At 73.6% G+C, this 23472-nt stretch carries 21 protein-coding genes and 1 pseudogene; 6 read left to right on the top strand and 16 right to left on the bottom strand.

The window, feature by feature from the left end:
* The 8 genes and pseudogenes from ABZY13_RS07015 to ABZY13_RS06980 form a co-directional block, all read right to left on the bottom strand.
* Positions 1-267: pseudogene (locus ABZY13_RS07015) on the bottom strand (hypothetical protein); the annotation flags it as partial.
* Positions 264-3212 (bottom strand): SNF2-related protein, encoded by a 2949-nt coding sequence (locus ABZY13_RS07010; protein WP_356627960.1) that lies wholly within the window; start codon positions 3210-3212, stop codon positions 264-266. The gene ABZY13_RS07010 and the pseudogene ABZY13_RS07015, both read right to left, overlap by 4 nt.
* 178 nt (positions 3213-3390) lie before the next feature.
* Complete coding sequence (locus ABZY13_RS07005) at positions 3391-3987, bottom strand: sugar kinase (RefSeq protein ID WP_356627841.1); 597 nt, start codon at positions 3985-3987, stop codon at positions 3391-3393.
* A complete protein-coding gene (locus ABZY13_RS07000; RefSeq protein ID WP_356627840.1) occupies positions 3984-5129 on the bottom strand; it encodes an ROK family glucokinase in 1146 nt (381 codons plus the stop codon). Before ABZY13_RS07000 ends, ABZY13_RS07005 begins: the two co-directional genes overlap by 4 nt.
* Before the next feature lie 203 nt (positions 5130-5332).
* On the bottom strand, positions 5333-6136 hold the full coding sequence (locus ABZY13_RS06995) for an ATP-binding cassette domain-containing protein (protein ID WP_356627839.1): 804 nt from the start codon (positions 6134-6136) through the stop codon (positions 5333-5335).
* A complete protein-coding gene (locus ABZY13_RS06990) occupies positions 6133-7170 on the bottom strand; it encodes an ABC transporter permease (RefSeq protein ID WP_356627838.1) in 1038 nt (345 codons plus the stop codon). The genes ABZY13_RS06995 and ABZY13_RS06990 overlap by 4 nt, the downstream gene beginning before the upstream one ends.
* Positions 7167-8171: a sugar ABC transporter substrate-binding protein gene (locus ABZY13_RS06985; RefSeq protein WP_356627837.1), complete on the bottom strand. Its 1005-nt coding sequence runs from the start codon at positions 8169-8171 to the stop codon at positions 7167-7169. The genes ABZY13_RS06990 and ABZY13_RS06985 overlap by 4 nt, the downstream gene beginning before the upstream one ends.
* 198 nt (positions 8172-8369) lie before the next feature.
* Entirely contained in the window at positions 8370-9107 is a 738-nt protein-coding gene (locus ABZY13_RS06980) for a GntR family transcriptional regulator (RefSeq protein ID WP_356627959.1), read from the bottom strand.
* A 130-nt stretch (positions 9108-9237) separates the two neighbouring features.
* Here ABZY13_RS06980 and ABZY13_RS06975 point away from each other — a divergent pair, with 130 nt between their 5' ends.
* Entirely contained in the window at positions 9238-10260 is a 1023-nt protein-coding gene (locus ABZY13_RS06975) for a Gfo/Idh/MocA family oxidoreductase (protein WP_356627836.1), read from the top strand.
* Positions 10261-10507: 247 nt separating this feature from the next.
* Here the strand turns inward: ABZY13_RS06975 and ABZY13_RS06970 are convergent, their stop codons facing one another.
* Positions 10508-11200 carry a response regulator transcription factor gene (locus ABZY13_RS06970; protein ID WP_356627835.1) on the bottom strand — a complete coding sequence of 231 codons (693 nt, stop codon included), beginning with the start codon at positions 11198-11200 and terminating at the stop codon, positions 10508-10510.
* A gap of 103 nt (positions 11201-11303) precedes the next feature.
* Positions 11304-12554 carry a histidine kinase gene (locus tag ABZY13_RS06965; protein WP_356627834.1) on the bottom strand — a complete coding sequence of 417 codons (1251 nt, stop codon included), beginning with the start codon at positions 12552-12554 and terminating at the stop codon, positions 11304-11306.
* Positions 12555-12735: 181 nt separating this feature from the next.
* Between ABZY13_RS06965 and ABZY13_RS06960 the strand changes: the two genes are divergently transcribed.
* Positions 12736-12936, top strand: a complete 201-nt coding sequence (locus ABZY13_RS06960; RefSeq protein ID WP_356627833.1) for a hypothetical protein — start codon at positions 12736-12738, stop codon at positions 12934-12936.
* Between the two features lie 50 nt (positions 12937-12986).
* On the opposite strand, the gene ABZY13_RS06955 is transcribed toward ABZY13_RS06960, so the two are convergent.
* The 3 genes from ABZY13_RS06955 to ABZY13_RS06945 form a co-directional block, all read right to left on the bottom strand.
* A complete protein-coding gene (locus tag ABZY13_RS06955) occupies positions 12987-13382 on the bottom strand; it encodes a ribonuclease domain-containing protein (RefSeq protein ID WP_356627832.1) in 396 nt (131 codons plus the stop codon).
* Between the two features lie 84 nt (positions 13383-13466).
* Positions 13467-14372, bottom strand: a complete 906-nt coding sequence (locus ABZY13_RS06950; RefSeq protein WP_356627831.1) for a DMT family transporter — start codon at positions 14370-14372, stop codon at positions 13467-13469.
* Positions 14373-14515: 143 nt separating this feature from the next.
* Entirely contained in the window at positions 14516-15142 is a 627-nt protein-coding gene (locus ABZY13_RS06945; protein WP_356627958.1) for a dihydrofolate reductase family protein, read from the bottom strand.
* A 197-nt stretch (positions 15143-15339) separates the two neighbouring features.
* On the opposite strand from ABZY13_RS06945, the gene ABZY13_RS06940 reads away from it, so the two are divergent.
* Positions 15340-16119 carry a 3-oxoacyl-ACP reductase family protein gene (locus ABZY13_RS06940; RefSeq protein ID WP_356627957.1) on the top strand — a complete coding sequence of 260 codons (780 nt, stop codon included), beginning with the start codon at positions 15340-15342 and terminating at the stop codon, positions 16117-16119.
* Positions 16120-16538: 419 nt separating this feature from the next.
* On the opposite strand, the gene alc is transcribed toward ABZY13_RS06940, so the two are convergent.
* The gene (gene alc / locus ABZY13_RS06935) at positions 16539-17669 is read right to left on the bottom strand and encodes an allantoicase (RefSeq protein WP_356627830.1); all 1131 of its coding nucleotides are present in this window, start codon (positions 17667-17669) and stop codon (positions 16539-16541) included.
* A gap of 197 nt (positions 17670-17866) precedes the next feature.
* Positions 17867-19204: an allantoinase AllB gene (gene allB, locus ABZY13_RS06930; protein ID WP_356627829.1), complete on the bottom strand. Its 1338-nt coding sequence runs from the start codon at positions 19202-19204 to the stop codon at positions 17867-17869.
* Between the two features lie 201 nt (positions 19205-19405).
* On the opposite strand from allB, the gene ABZY13_RS06925 reads away from it, so the two are divergent.
* Positions 19406-20203: an IclR family transcriptional regulator gene (locus ABZY13_RS06925; protein ID WP_356627828.1), complete on the top strand. Its 798-nt coding sequence runs from the start codon at positions 19406-19408 to the stop codon at positions 20201-20203.
* 236 nt (positions 20204-20439) lie between these two features.
* On the opposite strand, the gene ABZY13_RS06920 is transcribed toward ABZY13_RS06925, so the two are convergent.
* Complete coding sequence (locus ABZY13_RS06920; protein WP_356627827.1) at positions 20440-20754, bottom strand: DUF5955 family protein; 315 nt, start codon at positions 20752-20754, stop codon at positions 20440-20442.
* A 196-nt stretch (positions 20755-20950) separates the two neighbouring features.
* Between ABZY13_RS06920 and ABZY13_RS06915 the strand changes: the two genes are divergently transcribed.
* Together ABZY13_RS06915 and aceB are read left to right on the top strand one after the other, a co-directional pair.
* On the top strand, positions 20951-21550 hold the full coding sequence (locus ABZY13_RS06915; RefSeq protein WP_356627826.1) for a nucleotidyltransferase family protein: 600 nt from the start codon (positions 20951-20953) through the stop codon (positions 21548-21550).
* 211 nt (positions 21551-21761) lie between these two features.
* Positions 21762-23390 (top strand): malate synthase A, encoded by a 1629-nt coding sequence (aceB, locus tag ABZY13_RS06910; RefSeq protein WP_356627825.1) that lies wholly within the window; start codon positions 21762-21764, stop codon positions 23388-23390.
* The last annotated feature ends 82 nt before the right edge of the window (positions 23391-23472 follow it).

Raw genomic sequence — 23472 nt, 5'->3', positions numbered from 1 at the left:
GTCCGCGTGCCGGTCAGCGGCCGGACCACGCCCGTCCGCGACCGGGTCCTGCCGGTCCGCGACCGCACGGCGCAGAGCCGCGCGGGCCGCGTCGCCCGGCCTGGGCTCGCGGGCCCCGGCGGGCGCGGCCCCGGCCCCGCGCCCGGCGGCCGTCTCCTCGGCCGCGCGGGCCTCCCGCTCCCGCGCCGCCCGCAGCGCGCGCCGGGCGACGTCGGCCGGCCGCGACCCGCGCGCCTCCTCGCGGTCGCCGTCGCCGTCGCCGGTCATGCCGTCCTCCGCAGGGACACCAGGTCGGACAGTTCACGGTCCGTCAGCTCGGTCAGGGCCGCCTCGCCGGAGCCGAGGACCGCGTCGGCCAGCGCGCGCTTCGACTCCAGCATCTGCGCGATGCGGTCCTCGACCGTGCCCTCCGCGATCAGCCGGTGGACCTGGACGGGCTGGGTCTGGCCGATGCGGTAGGCGCGGTCGGTGGCCTGTTCCTCGACGGCCGGGTTCCACCAGCGGTCGAAGTGGACGACGTGGCCCGCGCGCGTGAGGTTCAGGCCGGTGCCGGCCGCCTTGAGGGAGAGAACCAGGACCGGGGTCGCGCCGTCCTGGAAGCGGTCCACCATGCGCTCCCGCTCGGGGACCGGCGTACCGCCGTGGAGCAGGTCCACCGGGACCGCGCGGGCGGCCAGATGAGCGGTGATCAGGCGGGCCATGCCGACGTACTGGGTGAAGACCAGGGCCGAGCCGTCCTCGGCGAGGAGGGTGTCCAGCAGCTCGTCCAGCAGGACGAGCTTGCCCGAGCGGGCGGCGAGCCGGTCGCCGCCCGCCTCGTCGTGCCGCTCCCTGAGATACAGCGCGGGGTGGTCGCAGATCTGCTTCAGCGAGGTCAGCAGCTTGAGCACCAGCCCGCGGCGGGCCATGCCCTCGGCCGTCCCGATGGCCAGCAGGGACTCGCGCACCACCGCCTCGTACAGCGCGGCCTGTTCGCGGGTGAGCGGCACCGGGTGGTCGGTCTCCGTCTTGGGCGGCAGTTCGGGGACGATGCCCGGGTCGGACTTCCTGCGGCGCAGCAGGAAGGGCCGCACGAGGCGGGCGAGCCGGGTCACGGCCTCCTGGTCCTCGCCGGTCTCCACCGCGCGCGCGTGCCGGGCACGGAACGACTTGAGCGGGCCGAGCAGTCCGGGGGTCGTCCAGTCCAGCAGCGCCCACAGCTCGGAGAGGTTGTTCTCCACCGGCGTGCCGGTCAGGGCCACCCGCGCGGACGTCGGGATGGTGCGCAGGGCCTTGGCGGTGGCCGAGTAGGGGTTCTTGACGTGCTGCGCCTCGTCGGCGACGACCATGCCCCACTGCCGGCCGGCGAGCGCCGGGGCGGCGGAGCGCATGGTGCCGTACGTGGTGAGGACGAAGCCGGCGCCGAGGCCGTCGAGGGTGCGGTCGGGGCCGTGGTAGCGGCGGACGGGGACGCCGGGGGCGAACCGCTCGATCTCGCGCTGCCAGTTGCCGAGCAGCGAGGCCGGGCAGACCACCAGCGTGGGCCGGGTGCGGGCGCGCTTGAGGTGCAGGGCGATGACGGTGATCGTCTTGCCCAGTCCCATGTCGTCGGCGAGGCAGCCGCCGAGGCCGAGGGACGTCATCAGGTCGAGCCAGGCCAGTCCGCGCAGTTGGTAGTCGCGCAGGGTGGCGTCGAGCCCAGGGGGCGGTTCGGCGGGGTCGACGCCGGCCGTCAGCCGGTCGCGCAGCGCGGCGAGGGCGCCGACGGGCACCGCCTCGACCGGCTCGCCGTCGACCTCGGCGGTGCCGGTGAGGGCGGCGGAGAGGGCGTCGACCGGGTCGAGCAGCCCCAGTTCGCGCTTGCGCGCCTTGCGGACGAGGGCCGGGTCGACCAGGACCCACTGGTCGCGCAGCCGGACGACGGGACGGTGGGCCTCGGCCAGTTCGTCCATCTCGGCCTCGGTGAGGGGCTCTCCGCCGAGCGCCAGCTGCCAGCGGAACTGGAGCAGTTCGCCGCTCTCCAGGAAGCCCGTCCCATCGGTCGCCGAGCCCGGCGCGGGCCGTACGACCGCCGCCGCCGTCAGGTCACGGGCCAGGTCGCGGGGCCAGTGCACGGCGACGCCCGCCGCCGCGAGCCGGCCGGCCGCCACCCCCAGCAGGTCGCCCAGCTCGGACTCGGACAGCGCGAGCACGTCGGGCGCGTCCTGTTCTGCGAGCCGGTCGAGCGGGGGCCAGACGCGGGCCGCGCGGCGGACGGCGAGGGCGGCGTCGACCCGCGCGCGGGGGCCGAACCGGGCGTCCGCGTCGCCCGCCCACAGCGCCGCCGCGTCCACGACGAGAGTGGGGTCGGCGAGGCTGTGCACCTGCACGATCGCCGCGCCGGCGCGGCGCAGCACCGCTCCCCCGCCGTCCGCGGCGCCGGTCCCGTCGCCGATGCGGTCGTCGGTGCGGTCGTCGTCGGAGGTGTCGAAGATCGCGTACGCCGACAGGTCCAGGCGCAGCGAGATCCGCACGCCCGCGTCCATGCCGGCGGCGACTTCGGCGGCCCAGTCGTGGGCGTGGGGCAGGTGCTGGGGTGCGCGCGCGGCGAAGGGGCCGCCGCAGGCGTGCGGGGCGGCGGGGGTGCGGGGCAGGGTGTCCGCGACGGCGTCCAGGAAGGACCGCATCAGCGCCTCCGGCTCGGGCAGCCGGATCGGGCCGGGGCCGGGCAGGGGCGTCGCGTGGCCCTCGGGGGGCAGGGCGGCGGCCACCGCGCGCAGGTGGGCGATGTCGTCGCGGCCGAGCGGCCCGGCCCGCCACGCGTCGTGGCCGGTGGGGGTGAGGCCGGGCAGCAGCCGGCCGCGGGCGACGAGCCCCAGCGCGTGCAGGGCGGCCGCGCCCCAGCAGGCGGTGGCGGGGTGGGCGGCCGGGTCGTGCCGCGCGCGGAGGAGCAGCGGCAGGGCCGCGCCGACGGGCAGGGTCAGCGCCGGCGTCCGCTTGCGCCGCACTGCGGCGCCGTGACGTCGTACGACGATCAGTTCCGTGCGTTCGACGGGCGGCGGCTCGTCGGCGGCCGGGGCGAGCGAGGCGTCGGCGACGTACGGCGGGACGGCAGCCCGGTCGGGGGAGGCACCGGCGGGGTCCCGCGGCACGGCGGCCGGATCCGGCGAGACGGCGGCCGGGTCCCAGAAGGCGACACGGCCCTCGCGCGGCACGGGTGCGGGCAGGAACACCGCGGCAAGCCCCGCGGGCACGGAACCTGTGGACCCGGCGGCGGACGCGGCGGCCCCGGCCGCAGGGCCGGAGGACTCGACCACGGCCGCGGCGGACCGGGCCGCGCCCGTCTCGCTCGTACGCACGATTCTCACCTCCCGCCCGCTCGTCGGATCAGACGTCTTCGACTCTACGGGCGGGGTCTGACAACCGGCCCCGTCAGGGATTGGTGCGCGAGACGACGTACACCATCGGATACGTCGGATTGCCGGTGTTCACGACGATCGCCCGCGTCGGCCTCGGGTCCTTCTGCTCGTGCACGACGCCGTAGTAGGCGCCGGGCCGGGAGCCGGGGCCGGAGAAGCGCCAGCCGGTGACGTGGCGGTCGCGGGCGCCGATGGTGATCTCGCCCTTGGCCAGGTCGGCGCGGGCGACGCCGACCTCCTTGAGGAACGCGTCCAGTCCGGCGTGCGTGGTCTGGAACTGGACGTAGAGCCGGCTGGTGCGCCAGTTGTTGGTCTCGTACCAGGCGACCTGGTTGGCGGGGTGCGGTATCGGCACCTGGTAGAGGCGGCGCTGCACCTTCGACGGCCAGCCCTGGGTCAGCCCGCGCGCGGAGTACTTCTCCTCCTTGTCCTTGCCGCTGTCGCGGCTCTGGTTGGCGGAGATCACCAGGTAGCCGGCCGGGATGCCGATGAGCAGCACGATGATGAGCAGGGTGAGCGCCCGACGGCGGATCACGTGCCCGCGGCTCTCGGCCGGCGCCGTGTGCCCGTCCTCGGGCCCGCCCTGCTGGGGCAGCGACGACCCGCTCACAGCGACTCCTGTGAACGGCGGGCTTCCGTGTACCGCTCGTAGCGTTCGTAGCGCTCCACCCGGCGGCGTTTGGCGCGCCGGAAGCGGCGGGCGACGAGCCGGGCCAGGTCGGCGGCGCCCACCATGCCGGCCTCGGGGCCGAGCTGGGCGCGGACCAGGCGGGCCTCGGGACGGTAGCCGCGGCCGGTCAGATTCCGGCGGAAGGCGTCGCGCGCGGGGCCGATGAGCAGGTCGTCGGCGGCCGACACCCCGCCGCCGATCACGAAGCAGGAGGGGTCGAGGGCGGCGGCGAGGTTGGCGATGCCCACGCCGAGCCACTGGCCGATGTCCTGGAGCAGCTCGGTGCACATGGCGTCGCCCTCGCGGGCCAGCTCGGTGATCATCGGGCCGGTGATGTCGGAGACGTTGCCCTTGACGTGCTCGATGATGCCGTAGGCGACCGGCGAGTCGGCGGCGGCCAGCTCGCGCGCCTCCCTGACCAGCGCGTTGCCGGAGCTGTACTGCTCCCAGCAACCGCGGTTGCCGCACGGGCAGCGGTGGCCGCCGGGCACGACCTGCATGTGCCCGAACTCGCCCGCGACCCCGTACTTGCCCCGCTTGACCTGGCCGTCCTCGAGGATGGCGCCGCCGATACCGGTGCCGAGGGTGATCATGACGAGGTGGTCCTCGCCGCGCCCGGCGCCGAAGCGCCACTCGGCCCAGGCGGCGGTGTTGGCGTCGTTGTCCACCAGCACCGGCACGGACAGGCGGTCGGCGAGGCGGTCGCGCAGGGGTTCGTTGCGCCAGGACAGGTGGGGGGCGAACAGCACGCGGTTGCGGTCGGCGTCGACCCAGCCGGCCGCGCCGATGCCGACGGCGTGCACGTCGTGCCGGTCGGACAGGTCGAGGACCAGCTCGACGATGGTGTCCTCCACGACCCTCGGGCTCTTGGACTTGTCCGGGGTCTCCGTGCGGAGCTTCTCCAGGATGTTGCCGTCGGCGTCGACCACGCCCGCCATCACCTTGGTGCCGCCGATGTCGATCCCCACCGTGGGCACCCGGGGCGCCGTCAGGTGGGAGCGGCGCTCCCGGGTGCCCACGGTGCGCAGGACCGGGGCTCGGCGGGAGCCGATGGGGGCGGTGAGGTCGCGGTAGGTGCTCATCGTGGCCGATTGTGCCGCACGGTCACGCTCTGCGCCGAAACGGGGAGGGCGCGGGCTGCGCGGGACCCGCGCCTGCGGGCGTCCTCGCCGAGACCGCGCCCTCCCCGCCGTTGCGGCGAACCGACCGCGGTCGCCGTCGAGCGGCGCCCCGTGCCGGTGAGGACGGGCGCCCCGTGCCGGTCACGACGAGCGCTCCACGCCGGTTACGAAGAGCGCTCCAGTTCGTGCCGCAGGTCGTCCAGTTCGTTGCCGCCCGCCATCTGCCGTGTCAGCTCGTCCAGGGTGATGTCGTCCCGGGTGTGGCTGCCCGTCATCGTGCCGCGCTTCAGCAGGACGAACCGGTCCCCCACCAGGTACGCGTGATGCGGGTTGTGGGTGATCAACACGACACCCAGACCCTCGTCCCGTGCTGCTGCCACATACTTCAGCACCACCCCGGACTGCTTCACGCCCAGCGCCGCGGTCGGCTCGTCCAGGACCAGCACCTTCGCGCCGAAGTACACCGCCCGGGCGATGGCCACGCACTGGCGTTCGCCGCCGGAGAGGGTGCCGATGGGCTGGTCGACGTCACGCAGGTCGATGCCCATGCGCAGGAGTTCGGCGTGGGTGGTACGGCGCATGAAGTCGACGTCCAGGCGCTTGAAGGGGCCGGCGCCCCTGCGGGGTTCGGAGCCGAGGAAGAAGTTGCGCCACACCGGCATCAAGGGGACCACGGCGAGGTCCTGGTAGACGGTCGCGATGCCGCGGTCCAGGGCCTCGCGCGGGGAGGCGAAGCGGGTCTCCTCGCCCTCGATGCGCAGGGTGCCGCCGTCGTGCTGGTGCAGCCCGGAGATGATCTTGATGAGGGTGGACTTGCCGGCGCCGTTGTCTCCGAGGACGCAGGTGATGTCCCCCGCGTGGACCTCCAGGGAGACGCCCTCCAGGGCGCGGACGTTGCCGTAGTGCTTGCTGACGTCGGTCAGCTCGACCAGCGGTGCGCCCTTCGCCGTGTCCGTGCTCGTCGTCATGCCGTGGCCTCCGCCCGCTTGCGGACCCAGGCGTTGAGCAGGGTCGCGAGGAGCAGCATCGCTCCGAGGAAGAACTTGAACCAGTCGGGGTTCCACTCGGCGAAGACGATGCCCTTGCTCGTCATGCCGAAGATGAACGCGCCGACCGCCGAGCCGACCGCGCTGCCGTAGCCGCCGGTGATCAGACAGCCGCCGATGACGGCCGCGATGATGTAGATCAGCTCGTTGCCGACGCCCTCGCCGGACTGGACGACGTCGTAGGAGAAGAGCAGGTGCTGGCCGGCGATCCAGGCGCCGAGCGCGACGCCCATGTAGAGGCCGATCTTGGTGCGGGCGACCGGGACGCCGACCGCGCGGGCGGCGTCCTGGTTGCCGCCGACGGCGAAGATCCAGTTTCCGGCGCGGGTGCGCAGCAGGATCCAGGAGGCCACGGCGACCAGGGCGAACCACCACAGGATGGTGATCTTGAAGTCGACGCCGCCGAGGGTGAGCGTGGAGGCGAAGACGTCCTGGGCGGCGGGGAAGCCCTCCATGTCGGCGATGGTCTTGGTGGAGACCGTGCCGGAGATCAGCTTGGTGAAGCCGAGGTTCATGCCGGTGAGCATCAGGAACGTGCCGAGCGTGATGATGAAGCTGGGCAGCCTGGTGCGGGTGAGCATGAAGCCGTTGAAGGCGCCGATGGCGAGGGTGGCGAGCAGGGAGACGCCGATTCCGACCCAGACGTTCGCCGTCATCTGGTAGCTGAACATGGACGAGATCAGCGCGGACGACGTCACCAGGACGCCGGCCGACAGGTCGAACTCGCCGCCGATCATCAGCAGGGCGACCGGGACCGCCATGATGCCGATGGTGGAGGAGGCGTACAGGACGGTGCTGAGGCTGGACGCGCGCAGGAAGCTGTCGGCGGCGAACGCGAAGAACACGAAGACGGCGAGCGCGCCGACGACCGAGCCGAGTTCGGGGCGGCCGAGGAGCTTGCGCAGCGGCGAGGCGTGCAGCAGGCGCTCGTCCGCGCGGGTGGTGGCCGCGGTCATCGCGTGCCCCGCTCGGTGTACTCCTGGAGGGCCTCGGCCTGGTCCTTGGTGATGATCTGCGGGCCGGTCAGCACGGGCTTGCCCCCGCCGAGGACGTCGGCGTTGTACTTGTAGAGCCACAGCAGGTCGACCGCCTGGTAGCCCTGGAGGTACGGCTGCTGGTCCACGGCGAAGCCGAGGGTGCCGTCCTTGAGCCCGGCGGCCACCTTGGCGTTGAGGTCGAAGGTGTCGATCTCGGCCTTGCTGCCGGCGCTCTCCTTGGCCTTGACGGCGGTGTCGGCGAACGGGGCGCCGAGCGTGACGACGGCGTCGACGGCGGTGTCGGACTGGAGCTTGGCCTCCAGGGCGGACTGCACGTCGGGCATGTTGGTGCCGGTGACGTAGAGGTTCTGGACGGTGCCCTCGAAGGTCTCCTTCAGCCCGTCGCAGCGCTGCTCGTGGCCGACGTTGCCCTGCTCGTGCAGGACGCAGACGGCCTTCTTCTTCCCGCGGGCGTTGAGCTCCTCGCCGACGGCCTGGCCGGCGATGGTCTCGTCCTGGCCGATGTGGGTGAGCGCGCCGAACTCGGCGGACTCGGCCGAGCCGGAGTTGACGGTGATCACCGGAATGCCGGCCCTGACCGCTCGGGCGACGGCGGCCTTCATCGCGTCGGGCTTGGCGAGCGTGACGATGATGCCGTCGACCTTCTTGTCGACGGCGGCGTCCACGAGCTGGGCCTGCTGCTGGGCCTCGTCGTCGTGGGAGTAGAGGAACTCGATGTTGTCCTTGACGGCGGCCTGTTCCGCGCCGCTCTGGACGATGTCCCAGAACGTGTCGCCGTCACCCGAGTGGGTGATCATCGCGAAGGTCCAGCGGGGCGTGTTCACCGCCGCCCTGCCCTGCGCGGCCGCGGCCTTGCGGGCGTCCTCGGCGCGTTTGCCGCCGGTGCTGCTGCACCCCGCGAGGGACGCGCACAGCGCCCCCGCCACCGCGATGCCCACCCAGGTCCGAAACCGTGCCACGAGGCCGCGCCTTCCTTCTGTTTCCCATGTGTCACCCATGCGTTCAGGACGGGTTCTACCCCGGTCCAAACGCCCCAGTATCGAACACCCGGACAATGCGCCGCGCGCCCGGGGACCGCTAGTCCGTCATCTTGTCAGGACAAGGTGACGAATTCGGGGGCGGAGCCGGGGCGAGGTCGGGGGCGAGGCCGGGAGGAGTCAGGGGCGTACGAGGAGCTGGAACTCGAAGGAGTAACGCGCCGGTCGGTAGGTGTGGGCGCCGTACTCGACGGCGCGGCCGGTGTCGTCGAAGGTGGTGCGCTCCATGGTGAGCAGCGGCGCGCCCGGCGTCTCGCCGAGCCGCTCGGCCTCCTCCGCGGCGGCGGCCCGCGCGCCGATGGACTGGCGCGCGCTGTGCAGGGTGATGCCCGCGGCGCGCATCAGCCGGTACAGGCCGGTGGTCTCCAGCCGGGCGGTGTCCAGGTCGAGCAGGCCGGGCGGCAGGAAGTTGCACAGGTACGCCATCGGCTCGGTGTGGGTGAGCCGCAGCCGTTCCAGCCGGTGCACCTCCCCGCCCTCGGGGACGCCGAGAGCCGCCGCGACCTCGGCGGACGCCGGGACGACCGCGTTGACCAGGACCTTCGTCGCGGGGCGCTGTCCGGCCGCCGCCAGGTCGTCGTAGAGGCTGCTCAGCTCCAGCGGGCGCTTGACATGGCTGTGCACGACCTGCGTGCCGACGCCCCGGCGGCGCACCAGGAGCCCTTTGTCGACCAGGGACTGGATGGCCTGGCGGACGGTGGGCCGGGACAGGCCGAGCCGCGCGGCGAGGTCGATCTCGTTGCCCAGCAGGCTGCCCGGGGTGAGGGTGCCCCGCTCGATGGCGGCCTCCAGCTGCTGGGACAGCTGGAAGTAGAGCGGCACCGGCGAGCTGCGGTCCACGCTCAGACCGAGCGGCACGGTCGGGTCTGCTTCTGCTCTGGGCACGTGCCCGAGCGTAGCTTCGAGGGCAGTTGACGGGAAGTCGTGAAGTCCGATTGTCAGGACATAGGCGTTGACAGTGCGGTCGGTCGCACCCCACTTTGTTTCCATGCGCATCGGGGTCATCGGTACGGGCCGCATCGGCACGATTCATGCGATCACGCTCAGCCGGCACCGGGAGGTGGGTTCCCTGATCCTCACGGACACGGATCCCGCCCGGGCCGCCGAGCTGGCGTTACGGCTCGGGGAGACGGCCGCGCCCGGCGTGGACGAGATCTTCCGGTGGGGCGTCGACGCCGTGGTCGTCACGACGGCCACCGCGGCGCACGCCGATCTGATCGGCCGGGCGGCGCGCTCGGGCCTGCCGGTGTTCTGCGAGAAGCCGATAGCGCTCGACCTGCCCGGTTCCCTGACCGCCATCGCCGAGGTGGAGGCCGCCGGCACGATTCTCCAGATGGGCTTCCAGCGGCGCTTCGACGCGGGCTACGCGGGCGCGCGGGAGGCCGTGCGCTCCGGGCGGCTCGGCCGGCTCCACACGGTCCGGGCGCTGACCTCCGACCCGGCGCCGCCGCCGGCGGAGTATTTGCCGCTGTCCGGCGGGCTCTACCGCGACACGCTCATCCACGACTTCGACGTGCTGCGCTGGGTCACCGGGCGCGAGGTCGCGGAGGTGTACGCCGCCGGGTCCGACGCCGGTCCCGCGATGTTCCGCGAGGCGGGCGACGTCGACACCGCCGCGGTGCTGCTCACCCTGGAGGACGGCACGCTCGCCACGGCCACGGCGACCCGCCTGAACGGGGCCGGCTACGACGTGCGGATGGAACTGGCCGGGGAACTGGACCAGATCGTCGTCGGCCTGGACGACCGTACCCCGATCGCCTCGACCGAGCCGACCGGCCCACCGGCGGCCACCAAGCCCTGGACGGGCTTCCTGGAACGCTTCGCCCCCGCCTACGAGGCCGAGCTGAACGCGTTCGTGGAGGTCGTCCGCGGTGAACGCGCCAACCCGTGCGACGGCCGCGAGGCCCTCCAAGCCCTCCGCGTCGCCGAGGCCTGCGACCTGTCCCGGCGGGAACACCGCCCGGTCCGTCTGGTGGAGATTCCGGGAGGCGCGGAGCCGGTGCTGCGGTGATCGGGGGGCGTCCCGTCGAGGCCGAGGGCGCGTTCCGGCGGCGCGGGCGGAGCCGCACGGCCCCCGCGGAGGGACTCGCCGACGGCGCTGTACGCCGGCCGGCCGCGGTCGGCGGGCGCCACGCGGACCTGGTCGTGCCCGACGGACAGTCAGGTCCCTCCCGGCATCTGCCGGCGACACGGACCCGCGGCCCGGTGCGCGCCGGCCGGACCGGACCCCGTGTGCGGCCTGATCCCGACCACAGGCCTCAACGGCCTCCTCCCGCGCCCTCCCCCGCACCGCCCTCGACGAGCCCCGCGTCGTACGCCAGCAGGGCCACCTGCACCCGGTTGTTGAGCTCCAGCTTCGCCAGGATGCGTGAGACGTGGGTCTTGACCGTGGCGACGCTCATGAACAGGTCGGCGGCGATCTCCGCGTTGGACAGTCCCCGGCCGACCGCGACGGCGACCTCGCGTTCGCGGTCGTTGAGCGCGGCGAGGCGTTCGCGGGCGCGGGCCTGGCGGGTGTCGGCGGCCGTGCCGACGGCGTGGGCCATCAACTGGCGGGTGACGGTGGGCGACAGCACGGGCTCCCCGGCGGCCACCCTGCGCACGGCGGCGACGATCTCGGCGGGCGGGGTGTCCTTGAGGACGAACCCGGCCGCACCGGCCCGCAGCGCCCGCAGCACCTGCTCGTCGGCGTGGAAGGTGGTCAGGACCACGACCTGCGGGGCGTCCGGGCGGGCGCGCAGCCGTTCGGTGGCGGTGAGTCCGTCCACCGCCGGCATCCGAATGTCCATCAGCACGACGTCGGGCCGGGTGCGGTCGACGAGCGCCTCGACCTCCGCGCCGTCGGCGGCCTCGCCGACGATCCCGATGTCGTCGGCGCCGCCCAGCATGAAGGACAGCCCGGCCCGCACCAGCGGGTCGTCGTCGACGAGAAGGACTCTGATCGCAGTCATGGCGCATACGTAATCACGCGGGTACGACAGCCGGGCACCGGCGTCCGGCGGTCGCGCCGGGGCCGGCGGATCCGGGCCGGGCCGACGGCGACACCGCCGCGGTTCACTCCCACGGCAGCCAGGCCCGCACCTCGAAACCGCCGTCCGAGCGCGGTCCGTGCATCAGCCGGCCCCCGGACAGCGCGGCCCGTTCGGTCAGGCCGATCAGGCCCTGCCCGGAGCCCGGCACCGGCCGCACCTCGCCCTCGGGCGGGGGGTTGCCCACGCGGACGTCGACGCCCTCTCCGGCCGCACCCGCGACGCACACCGTGACCTCGGCGCCGGGGGCGTGCTTGCGGGCGTTGGTCAGGCCCTCCTGGACGATGCGATAGACGGTGCGGCCGATCGACGGCGGCACGGCGTCGGGATCGGCGACGCGGAGGTCCAGGGCGATCTTCGGGCCCGCCTCGGCGCACTCGGCGACCAGCGCGGTCACGGCGGCGAGGGTGGGCTGGGGCCGGCCGGTCTCGTCGCCCTCCCCCGCACGCAGGACGCCGATGATCTCCCGCAGGTCCTGGAGGGCGTCGTGGGCGCTCTCCCGGATCACCCCGGCGGCCCGCGCGACCTCCTCGCGGGAGGCGTCGGGGCGGAACTCCAGCGCCCCGGCGTGCACGCTGAGCAGGGTCAGCCGGTGGGCGAGCACGTCGTGCATCTCCCGGGCGATGTCCTCCCGCGCGAGCCGCTGCGCCTGTTCGGCACGCAGCCTGGCCTCTGTCTCGGCCCGCCGGGCACGCTCGCGCAGGCTCGTCACGAGCTGGCGTTTGGCCCGGACGAACATGCCCCAGCCGATGGTGGAGACCGTCAGCAGGCCGGACAGCACGACGGCCGCCGCGTAGGGCAGGTCGGGCTCCGGGCGCAGCCAGAAGAAGACGGGGAGCAGCGCGAGGGAGGCGCCGCCGATCCAGGCCACGTACCGGAAGGGCCGGTGCACGGAGAGGGCGAACAGGGAGACGAGGCCCGCGCCGCCCGCGGTGTTGGAGAGGAAGCAGACCGGGACCAGGGCGACCGCGAGGCCGACGGGGTGCCGTCTGCGCAGCCAGACCGCCGCGCAGGCCAGCGCGCCCAGGCACTGGTCGGCCACGGCGAAGGCGTGCGGGAGGTTCGGGTCCCTGGCCACCGTCTCCGCGCCTGCGATGCCGGTGCCGACCGCCAGCAGGAAGCAGGAGAAGTCGACGATCCAGTCGCGTGCGGTGCGCCGGGGCCGTCGGGCCGACGGTCCGGCGTCCCGGTCGAGGCCGTCCAGTACGGCGGACGGGAACAGCCAGCGCCGCCCCTCGAACTCCGGGCTCCTCGGCGCCGTTCTGTCGCTTGTCACGGTCGGCAAATCTACGCAGCAGCCGGCCGGGTCCGGGCGCTCCCGCAGTGATCCGCGACCAAAGTTGCGCAAGCCCGCGACTTTGGTCGCGGACGGGCGGGCCCGGGCGGCGACTTGCGTCGCACACGACTCGCCCTGCGGCCGATGTGCGTGGGGGGTCCGCGGGGCGAGAGTGGTGACCATGAAGCAGTTGCTGGGATTTCTCGGGTTCATCGCCCTGGTGCAGGGCGTGTTGGGGCTGGTGCACGAGTTCACCGACTGGAAGGCCGGCCTCGTGCAGCGGCTGGACTTCCTCGACGGCCACGAGGTGTTCGCGAGCGTCGCTCTGCTCATATCGGCGTTCGCGCTGTTCGCCGCCTCGGAGAGCCGGAAGCCCGGCTGAGCGCCGCCCGGTGGGACGGGGGCCGGGCTTCCGGCGGGTCCGCCGGCCGGTCAGCAGGAGTAGTTGACCAGACGGAAGGAGGCGTAGTGGTCGGCGGTGTAGTAGTCCTCCCGGTACTCCTCACCGGTGACGATGCGGCGCGCGCCGCGGGTGGAGATGTTGGGGGTCTTGACCGTGTACTCGTGGTAGTAGCCGGTCGGCTGGCTGGGCAGGATGCCTTCGCGGTTGTAGAAGACGCTGCCGTCCTGGGAGTACGGGAAGGGGCCGCCCCGGGCGATCAGCCTCAGCGTGTCGTGGGCCTGCGAGGGCAGGTTGCTGTAGCAGATGCTGCCGACGGCCGTGGGGGCCGCGGCGGCGGTCTGGGCGGTGGCGGCGCCGCCCATGAGGAGGGCGGACAGGAGCGCGGCTGCGGCGCCGATGCGAGTGGCGCGTGGGGGGAATCTCATGGCGTTATGATGACGCGCGTAGACGCTGACATGTCAATGTCAACACTGAGAGTTTCCCGGCTCGTCGGCCGAGTTTTCGGGGAGTTAACCTGCCGCCCGGCGTCCCCACGCGGTCCCCACGAGGACCAGCGCGCCGCCCGCCAGGCCGAGCGCGCCGAGGCGCTCGCCGCCGATGGCGATGCCCGCCGCGGCGGCCCACAGCGGCTCGGTGCCCAGCAGCAGACTCACCCGGGAGGGAGAGGTGCGCCGCACGGCCCACATCTGCACGAAGAAGGCCAGCAGCGTGCAGAACACGGACAGGAACACCAGTCCCGCCCACTCCCGTGCCCCGAAGCCGGCCGCCGTCTCCCACGGCGTGGTGTCCGCGCCGGTCGACAGCAGTGCGAACACCAGGACGCAGGTGCCGAGCTGGACGGTGGTCAGCGGCAGCGCGGGGGCGTCCTGCACGGCCCTCACCCGAGACATCGCCATCACGTGCAGGGTGCGGGCGAAGGCTGCGAGCAGCATCAGCAGATCACCGAGGGAGGGCGGGGTGAAGCCGCCGCCCTGGGTGAGCAGCACGACGCCGAGCACCGACAGCGCCGCCGCGCCGAGGAAGGAGCGGGCCGGGAGGGTGCGGGTCGCGGCGGACTCGGCGAGGGGCGTGAAGATCATGGTGAGGCTGATGATCAGGCCGGCGTTGGTCGCCGAGGTGTGCACGACGCCGTAGGTCTCCAGCAGGAAGATGCCGCTGAGGATCAGCCCGAGGAGGGCGGCGCCGCGCCACTGGGCCGCGGTGAGGGCGCGCAGCGAGCGCCGGCCCGCGATCACGAGGACGGGCAGGGCCAGCGCGAACCGCAGCACGAGCACCGCGAGGACGGTCTGAGCGGTGGTGATCTCCTTGGCCGCGAGATAGCTCGCGCCCCAGACCACCGCCACCAGCAGGACGGGCAGGTCGGTGAGCCAGGCGCGGCGGGGCGCGAGGGCGCCCGGTACGGCGATCGACGTCATGCGGTGCGGCTCCGGTCTCCGGCGTCAGGGGGACGTGGAGACGGCGGCGGCTCGCACGGGACGATCACCGTATCGGGGCGATGGGTCTTGGACCAGGCTTTTTCGCCGGGTCCGGCGGCGTCCGGGGCTCGGGCGTCCAGGGCTCAGGCGTCGGCGGGCAGCTCGTAGCTGCCGTACTCGGGGCGGCCCGCGAGGTCGTACGACTGGATGGAGACGCCCGCCGCGGTGATCCGTCCGCCGGTGTGCCGGAAGGCGGTGGGCAGGGCGCCCTCGGTGAACAGGCGACGGCCCGCGCCGAGGACGACCGGGAAGGTCAGCAGATGGACGGTGTCCACCAGGTCGCGGGCGAGCAGGGACTGGGCCAGCGCCCCGCTGCCGTGCACCTGGAGTTCGCCGTCGGTGCGCTCCTTCACCTCGGTGACCTCCTTGGCGAGGTCACCGCGCAGCACGGTGGTGTGCGCCCACTCGGGGTCGGTCAGGGTGCTGGAGACGACGTACTTGGGGAGGGAGTTCAGCCGGGACGCGACCGGGTCGGCGGGGTCGGTCATCCGGGGCCAGTAGGAGGCGAAGATGTCGTAGGTGCGGCGGCCCAGGAGGAAGGCCCCGACGCGTCCGAAGACCTCGTCGACGAACCGGCCGAAGTCCTCGTCGCCGTAGGGGACGCTCCAGCCGCCCTGCTCGAAGCCGTCCCTCCGGTCCTCATCGGGACCGCCGGGGGCCTGGTACACGCCGTCGAGGGTGACGAAGGTGGTGAGGACGAGCTTGCCCATGGCGGGTTCCTTCTCTCGGTGCTGCGGGAGGTTCGCTGTCATCGGTTCAGACCCCTCGACCGCCCGCAACTCATCGGTGCTCCGGTCACCGCCGGCCCGGCGGGCACTTCGGTGTCCGTTCGCCGCCAGCACGCGCGCCGGGCCGCCGCTGGAATGGGCGCATGACCTACGACACGACCGGCGACACGGCCGGTGGCATGACCAGCGGAACGACCAACGGCACGACCAGCGGCTTCAGCCGCGAGCAGACGCTGAACGGACGGGTGGCCCTGGTGACCGGGGGCAGCCGCGGCATCGGCGCGGCCACGGCGCTGAGGCTGGCGCGGGAGGGCGCCGACGTGGCCGTGACCTATGCGCGGGAGAAGGACGCGGCCCACGATGTGGTGCGGGCCGTGGAGGCGCTGGGCCGTCGGGGCGTGGCACTGCGCGCGGACTCCGGGGATCCGGCGGAGGCGGCGGGGGCGGTGGCGCGCACGACGGAGGCGCTGGGCCGGATCGACGTGCTGGTGAACAACGCGGGCGTCGGGCTGCTCGGTCCCGTGGAGACCCTGACGCTCGCCGACGTCGACCGCGTCCTCGCGGTCAATGTGCGGGGCGTCTTCCTGGCGTCGCAGGCCGCCGTGGCGCGGATGACGGACGGGGGCCGGATCATCACGATCGGCAGCTGCATGACCCAGCGGGTGCCCGGGCCGGGCGGCACGCTGTACGCCATGAGCAAGGCGGCCCTGGTCGGGCTGACCAAGGCCCTCGCCCGGGAGGTGGGCGGACGCGGGATCACCGCGAACATCGTCCATCCCGGTCCGGTGGACACGGACATGAACCCGGCTGACGGTCCGTACGCGCCGGGCCAGGCGGCGATGACCGCGCTGGGCCGGTTCGGGAGGGCCGAGGAGGTGGCGTCGACGGTGGCGCATCTGACCCTGGCGCCGTACGTCACCGGCGCGGAGTTCTCCGTGGACGGCGGGCACGCGGCGTAGGCGGGGGGCGGCGGTCACGCGGGGCCCCGGCGGCCGGCCACCGGCGTGGGCGGCTGGGGCACGCGGCGGCAACCACCCGCCATGGGCCCCCGGCGACCCGCACCCCGCACCCCGCACCCCGCACCCGATGACCCTTGGGCCGGAGCACGCCCTGTGGCCGGGGCACGCGGCGACACGACCCCGCCACAGGCCCCAGCGACAGACGGCCGGGCACTGGGCACGCGTGGGCGGCGGTTACCCGCCGTATGCCCCGGCAACCGGTCGCCCGATCCCCCGTAGCCCAGCGGCTCAGCAGCCCAGCAGCTCAGCGGCCGGGCGGCCGAGCGACCGGGGCGCGCGGCGGCGGGTTCGCGGCGCAGCCCCGTCACCCGGGCGACGGACGGTAGGCGCGAGGGCGCGGGTGCGCGCCCCCGCATGGCTCAGCCGGCCAGTTCCTGGTGCCGTGCCGTCAGTGCCGCCGTGCCCGCCTGCGTGAGGGTGCCGAACAGGCGCAGGCGGGAGATGCCGCCGTCGGGGAAGATGTCGACGCGGGCGTGGGTCCCGACGGCCTCCTCCGGGAGGACGAAGCGGTGGTCGGTGTCGGCCTGGAGGCGGGTGCGGGGCACGATCTCGTGCCAGTCTCCGTGCTCGCCGTCGCGCACGGAGACCGCCGCCCAGCCGGCGCTGTTGCCCTTGAGGCAGGCGGTGTCGATCTCGACGGCGCGGATGCGGGCCTGGGCGGCGAGCCGGTAGCGGATCCAGTCGTTGCCGTGGTCGCGGCGGCGGCGGGTCTCCCAGCCGTCGTCCATCCGGTGGGAGCGGCCGGGCCGGATGGTGTTGTCGGCCGGCGAGTAGAAGCGGTCGGAGGCGTCCTCGACACTGCCGCCGTTCTCCAGGGCCACGACGTCGAACGCGCCGAGAGCGGCGAGCCACGCCGGGTCGGGCACGACCTCGCCGTGGACGCGCAGTCGGGCGATGCCTCCGTCGGGGTGCTGGTTGAGGCGCAGGTGGGTGAAGCGCTGCCGCACCGAGACGGTGAAGCCGTTCGCGGCGTGGCCGCCGACCGGCGTGCGCGGGACGAGCTTCGTCCACTTCACGTCGTCCGAGAGGAGTTCCTCCGGGGACGGCGTGCCGGATACGCACGCGCCCTCGACCGACACGGACTGCGGGTGGTTGCCACGGAAATGGGCCGTGTCGACGACGATGCCGCGGATCAGGCCGGGCGCGCCGAGGCGGATCAGCGCCCAGTCGTGGTCGTCCGCGGCGGGCCAGGGGTGGTCGGCGCCCGCTCCGCGGCGGCGCCGGGTCTCCCAGCCGTCCATGATCTTGCCCTTGTGCCCGAAGTGCTCGGGGTCGAACACGGCGCGCCCGGGGAGCAGCAGGTTCTCGCGCTGGGCGAAGAACTCGTCGTTGGCGGCGACGACCGCGGCCCCGAGCCGGCGGTCGGCGAGGTCGGCGTAGCGGGTGAAGGGGAAGTCGGCGGTGCGGTAGTCCGCGTACGGGTCGCCGCCACCGTAGGGCTGCGTGTCGCCGGTGAAGCGGACCGGCGGGAGTGGGTGCTGCGCCGTCACGGTGATCGGGTCCTGCCTTTCGGATCGGGGCGCCTTCGGGGACGGGCGTGCCTTCGGGTCGGGCCTGCCTCTCAGGGTGTGTCTTCGAGGGCGGGTCGTGCCTCTCGGGTGTGCCTCTCGGGGCGCCTCTTGGGCGGGGTGCCTCTCGGGGGTGCCTCTTGGGCGGGGTGCCTCTCGGGGGGCGGGTACTGCCGTGGTCAGTCGGTGCGGGTGAGGAGCCGTCCCTCCGGATCCGTGAACCGGCCGTCGGCGTGGATGCGTCGGCCGCGCAGCCATGTGGACTTCACGACGCCGCTGAGGGTGCGGCCGGCGTAGGCCGTGACGGGGTTGCGGTGCTGGAGGGCAGCCGGATCGACGGTGAACGTCTCGTCGGGGGCGAGGACGGCGAAGTCGGCGTCGCGGCCGGCCTCGATGGCGCCCTTCTGCCGGAGGCCGGCCAGTGCGGCCGTGCGGGCGGACATCCAGCGGACGACGTCCTCCAGGGTGTGGCCGCGCTTGCTGGCCTCGGTCCACACCGCCGGCAGGCTCAGCTGGAGTCCGGAGATGCCGCCCCAGGCCGTGGCGAAGTCGCCGGTCTTCAGGTCGGCGGTCGACGGGGAGTGGTCGGTGACCACGCAGTCGATCGTGCCGTCGGCCAGCGCCTGCCACAGCAGGTCCTGGTTGGCGGCCTCGCGGATCGGCGGGCAGCACTTGAACTCGCTCGCCCCGTCCGGGACTTCCTCGGCGGTCAGGGTCAGGTAGTGGGGGCAGGTCTCGACCGTGACGCGTACGCCCTCGGCGCGGGCGGCGGCGATCAGCGGCAGCGCGTCGGCGGAGGACAGATGGAGGATGTGCACGCGTGCGTCGAGACGCCGGGCCTGGGCGACGAGGCCGGCGACGGCGGTGTCCTCGGCGTCGCGCGGCCGGGAGGCGAGGAAGTGGGCGTACTTCGGGCCGCCCCGCTGGGGGGCGGCGGCGAGGTGGTGCGGGTCCTCGGCGTGCACGACGAGCAGTCCGCCGAACCCGGCGATCTCGGCCATGGAGCGGGCCAGTTGATCCTGGTCGAGGTGCGGGAACTCGTCCACGCCGGAGGGCGACAGAAAGGCCTTGAAGCCGAAGACGCCAGCGTCGTGCAGCGGGCGCAGGTCGTCGACGTTGCCCGGCAGCGCGCCGCCCCAGAAGCCGACGTCGACGTGCGCCTTGTCGGCGGCGACCCGCTGCTTGGTGCGCAGGTGACCGACGGTGGTGGTGGGCGGCAGGGAGTTGAGCGGCATGTCGACCAGGGTGGTGATGCCGCCGGCCGCCGCGGCGCGGGTGGCGGTCCAGAAGCCCTCCCACTCGGTGCGGCCGGGGTCGTTCACATGCACATGGGTGTCGACCAGGCCGGGCAGCAGGGCGTCGTCGCCGAGGTCCTCCAGGTGTGCCCCGGCCGGGAGCGGGGCGTCGTACGGGAGCACGGCGGTGATCCGTCCGCCGGCGACCGCGACCGACGCGGCGCGCGTCCCCTCGGGCGTGATGACGCGCGTCGAGCGCAGCACCAGTTCGGACTCGGACACCTGGCCCCCCTCTCGACCGTCGTTCACATCCACGTAACGGAATTCAACGTTCTGTTGAAGGAGTCTTCACTCCGGCCCGGCACCCCGTCAAGGGCGCCCGTCCGGCACACACCTCCACAGCGATCCGGCTGCGCACGAACAGGGGGCAATCGGCCGCCGGGTACGCTTCTGCCCTTCCCGCCCGTCCGAAAGGAACGCGCCGTGCCGAGGTCCAGCGCCAGCACCTCCGACTCCGCCAGGTCCAGCGCAGGCGGCGTCCAGTCCCTGGAGCGCGCCTTCGACCTGCTGGAGCGCATGGCGGACGCGGGCGGCGAGGTCGGCCTGAGCGAACTGGCCGCGTCCAGCGGGCTTCCGCTGCCGACGATCCACCGTCTGATGCGCACCCTGGTGGCCTGCGGCTACGTCCGCCAGCAGCCCAACCGCCGCTACGCCCTCGGCCCCCGTCTGATCCGTCTGGGCGAGTCCGCCTCCCGCCTGCTCGGCAGCTGGGCCCGCCCTCACCTCGCCCGCCTGGTCGAGGAGACCGGCGAGACGGCGAACATGGCGCTGCTCGACGGCGACGAGGTCGTCTACGTGGCACAGGTGCCGTCCAAGCACTCCATGCGCATGTTCACCGAGGTGGGCCGGCGTGTGCTGCCGCACTCCACGGGCGTCGGCAAGGCACTGCTGGCCGGCTTCCCGGACGAGGAGGTGCGCGCGCTGCTCGCCCGCACCGGCATGCCCGCCGCGACGGACCGGACGATCACCACCCCGGAGGGCTTCCTCACGGCGCTCGCGGACGTGCGCCGGCTCGGCTACGCGGTGGACGACAACGAGCAGGAGGTCGGCGTGCGCTGCCTCGCCGTCCCGGTGCCCGACTCCCCCACCGCCGCCGCGATCTCGATCTCGGGTCCGGCGGGCCGCGTCACGCAGGCGGCGCAGGAACGGATCGTGCCGGTGCTCCAGCAGATCGCCGCGGAGCTGTCGGAGGCGCTGGCCGGTTCCGGGCCGGGCGCCTGACGGGGAGGGTTCGCCGCCGCATGCCTCACCCGCACGGCCGTGCCGCCCGGCCCACGGCCACACGGCCCTGGGCCCGTCTACCGGTACGCCCGTCGAATGCCTCAGCCGCCCCGCACGCCTCCGCACGCACGCACCCCCGCGTGCCCGGCACCCCACCCCGCCCGCCCGGCACGCCCGGCACGCCCGGCACGCCCGGCACGCCCGGCACGCCCCCGGAAGGCTCACCCCGGGCGGCCTCAGCCCCGCGGCGGCTCCCCGAACAGCTCCACCGCCCGGCGCACCTCGGCGAGCCCTCGCCCGAGCGCGCTCACGGAACCGATCGCACCCGCGACCAGTAACAGCGAGTGGCGCAGACGCGGGACTTCGGGCGTCCCGTGGGCCGCCATCGCGGCGAGGGCGGCGAGTTCGTCCTCGGCCACCCCGCGGTCGGGGAAATCGGCCGGATGGACGGCGAGGGCCCGCCGCAGCCGGGACACGGCTGTGAGCAGCTCCGCCGCTCTGGGGTCCTCGTCACTGCCGGTCACTCGCTTCTGCCCCAAGCTCCGCAACACAGCTCTCCCCCCTGGCACGTCGCCGCGCCAGTCCCGCCCCGTACGATTCACTCCCCCTCGTACGCCCCGCAGCGCGCTCCGAGCGCCGGGGACGCGGGTCAGTAAACGCCACCCGCTCCCGAACCGCCACCGCGCGCACGGAAATTCAGCCCTTCCCCCGTCACGCGGTTGACGCGGTGTCAGGTATGCAGGACGTATGACACACACGGAGGACGAAGTCGCCGGGCTGCTGCTCGCGGCGGGCGGCGGGCGGCGGCTCGGTGGACGGCCCAAGGCGCTGCTCCTCCACCGGGGCCGGCCCCTGGTCGAACACGCGGCGGGCGTTCTGCGCGCGGCCGGGTGCGCCCGCGTGCACGTGGTCCTGGGGGCCGCGGCCGACGCCGTGCGGGACCGTGCGGAACTGGCCGGATGCGTGCTGGTCGACAATCCGGCGTGGGCGCAGGGCATGGGCTCCTCACTGCGCGCCGGTCTGGAGTCGCTGGCCGGCACGGGCGCGCGGGCGGCGCTCGTCTTCCTGGTGGACCAGCCCGGCATCGGCCCGGAGGCGGTGGCCCGGGTGCGGGCGGCGTACCGGGACGAGACGTCACTGGCCTCCGCGACGTACGGCGGGACGCGAGGTCACCCCGTCCTCTTCGGCGCCGCCCACTGGGCGGGCGTCGCCGCGACCGCCACCGGCGACCGGGGCGCCCGCGCCTACCTCCACGCGCGGGCCTCGGCGATCACCCTCGTGGAGTGCGGCGACGTCGCCGAGCCGTACGACATCGACACCGCCGACGACCTCGGACGCCTTGAGTGACCCCCGGCCCGAACCGCTTCGACCCGGAGCGCTCCCACGTCGACGAACATTGAGCTTCCACGATGAGGAAACTACTATCCATTCCATTTCCCAGAAGCTGCCGCCACCACCCACAAGCCGTCAGCCCTCTCCCACAAGCCGCCGGATCCACACCACCAGGCATCCACTCCCGGCATCCAGTCCAGACATCCACCCAAGGAAGTGACCGCTCATGTCCGCCGCACCAGCGCCGTCCCCGCCGGTCATCGTCGACGCCGAGCCCCTGCCCCGGCAGGACGAGGTCCTCACCGGCGCGGCGCTCGCCTTCCTGGCCGAGCTGCACCGCCGGTTCACGCCCCGCCGTGACGAACTCCTCGCCCGGCGTGCCGAGCGCCGCGCCGAGATCGCCCGCACCGGCACCCTCGGCTTCCTGCCCGAGACCGCCGCGATCCGCGCGGACGATTCCTGGCAGGTGGCCCCCGCCCCCCAGGCCCTGAACGACCGCCGGGTGGAGATCACCGGCCCGACGGACCGCAAGATGACCGTCAACGCCCTCAACTCGGGTGCGAGGGTCTGGCTCGCGGACTTCGAGGACGCCTCCGCCCCCACCTGGGAGAACGTCGTCCTCGGCCAGCTCAACCTGATCGACGCCTACGCCCGCGGCATCGACTTCACGGACGAGCGCACCGGCAAGTCGTACGCCCTGCGCCCCGACGAGGAACTGGCCACGGTCGTCGTGCGGCCGCGCGGCTGGCATCTGGACGAGCGTCACCTCACCGGCCCGGACGGCGCCCCGCTGCCCGGCGCCCTGGTCGACTTCGGCCTGTACTTCTTCCACAACGCACGGCGGCTGCTGGACCTCGGCAAGGGCCCGTACTTCTACCTCCCGAAAACGGAGTCGCACCTCGAAGCCCGCCTGTGGAACGACGTGTTCGTCTTCGCCCAAGAGCACCTGGGCATCCCGCGGGGCAGCGTGCGCGCCACCGTCCTCATCGAGACGATCACCGCCGCGTACGAGATGGAGGAGATCCTCTACGAACTGCGGGAGCACGCCTCCGGGTTGAACGCCGGCCGCTGGGACTACCTGTTCTCGATCGTCAAGAACTTCCGTGACGCCGGGGCGAAGTTCGTCCTCCCGGACCGCAACGCGGTCACGATGACCGCCCCGTTCATGCGCGCGTACACCGAGCTGCTCGTGCGCACCTGCCACAAGCGGGGCGCGCACGCGATCGGCGGCATGGCGGCGTTCATCCCGTCCCGCAAGGACCCCGAGGTCAACAAGGTCGCCTTCGAGAAGGTCCGCGCCGACAAGGACCGGGAGGCCGCCGACGGCTTCGACGGCTCCTGGGTCGCCCACCCGGACCTGGTCCCGATCGCCATGGAGTCCTTCGACAGGGTCCTCGGCGACCGGCCGCACCAGAAGCACCGGCTGCGCGAGGACGTCGACGTCAAGGCGGAGGACCTGCTCGCCGTGGACTCGCTGGAGGCCAGGCCGACGTACGCGGGCCTGGTCAACGCCGTCCAGGTCGGCGTCCGTTACATCGAGGCGTGGCTGCGCGGCCTCGGCGCGGTCGCCATCTTCGACCTGATGGAGGACGCCGCCACGGCCGAGATCTCCCGGTCGCAGATCTGGCAGTGGATCAACGCCGGCGTGGTCCTCGACAACGGCGAGCGGGTCACCGCGGAGCTGGTGCGCGGGGTCGCGGCGGAGGAACTCGCCGCGATCCGCGAGGAGATCGGCGCGGAGGCCTTCGCCGCCGGGAACTGGCGGCAGGCGCACGACCTGCTGCTGAAGGTCGCCCTGGACGAGCAGTACGTCGACTTCCTGACGCTGCCCGCCTACGAGCAGCTGGGGGGCTGATCAGCGCCTCGACGGCGGTCCAACGGCACACGCGTCATCAGCGCCCCAACAGCCGATCGGCGCCTCGGCGGCCGATCACCGC

Origin of the sequence: Streptomyces sp. NPDC006610 (assembly GCF_040611575.1) — a bacterium.
GTDB lineage: Bacteria > Actinomycetota > Actinomycetes > Streptomycetales > Streptomycetaceae > Streptomyces.
This window is presented reverse-complemented; position numbering and strand designations above follow the sequence as displayed.

Bases quoted from the DNA above. Each gene is read 5' to 3' on its own strand.
- ABZY13_RS06970 (WP_356627835.1), bottom strand. From the start codon at position 11,200: ATGACTGCGATCAGAGTCCTTCTCGTCGACGACGACCCGCTGGTGCGG.
- aceB (WP_356627825.1), top strand. From the start codon at position 21,762: ATGTCCGCCGCACCAGCGCCGTCCCCGCCGGTCATCGTCGACGCCGAG.
- ABZY13_RS06960 (WP_356627833.1), top strand. From the start codon at position 12,736: ATGAAGCAGTTGCTGGGATTTCTCGGGTTCATCGCCCTGGTGCAGGGC.
- ABZY13_RS06990 (WP_356627838.1), bottom strand. From the start codon at position 7,170: ATGACCGCGGCCACCACCCGCGCGGACGAGCGCCTGCTGCACGCCTCG.
- ABZY13_RS07000 (WP_356627840.1), bottom strand. From the start codon at position 5,129: ATGAGCACCTACCGCGACCTCACCGCCCCCATCGGCTCCCGCCGAGCC.
- ABZY13_RS06915 (WP_356627826.1), top strand. From the start codon at position 20,951: ATGACACACACGGAGGACGAAGTCGCCGGGCTGCTGCTCGCGGCGGGC.
- ABZY13_RS06940 (WP_356627957.1), top strand. From the start codon at position 15,340: ATGACCAGCGGAACGACCAACGGCACGACCAGCGGCTTCAGCCGCGAG.
- ABZY13_RS06975 (WP_356627836.1), top strand. From the start codon at position 9,238: ATGCGCATCGGGGTCATCGGTACGGGCCGCATCGGCACGATTCATGCG.
- ABZY13_RS06945 (WP_356627958.1), bottom strand. From the start codon at position 15,142: ATGGGCAAGCTCGTCCTCACCACCTTCGTCACCCTCGACGGCGTGTAC.
- ABZY13_RS06950 (WP_356627831.1), bottom strand. From the start codon at position 14,372: ATGACGTCGATCGCCGTACCGGGCGCCCTCGCGCCCCGCCGCGCCTGG.
- ABZY13_RS06955 (WP_356627832.1), bottom strand. From the start codon at position 13,382: ATGAGATTCCCCCCACGCGCCACTCGCATCGGCGCCGCAGCCGCGCTC.
- ABZY13_RS06995 (WP_356627839.1), bottom strand. From the start codon at position 6,136: ATGACGACGAGCACGGACACGGCGAAGGGCGCACCGCTGGTCGAGCTG.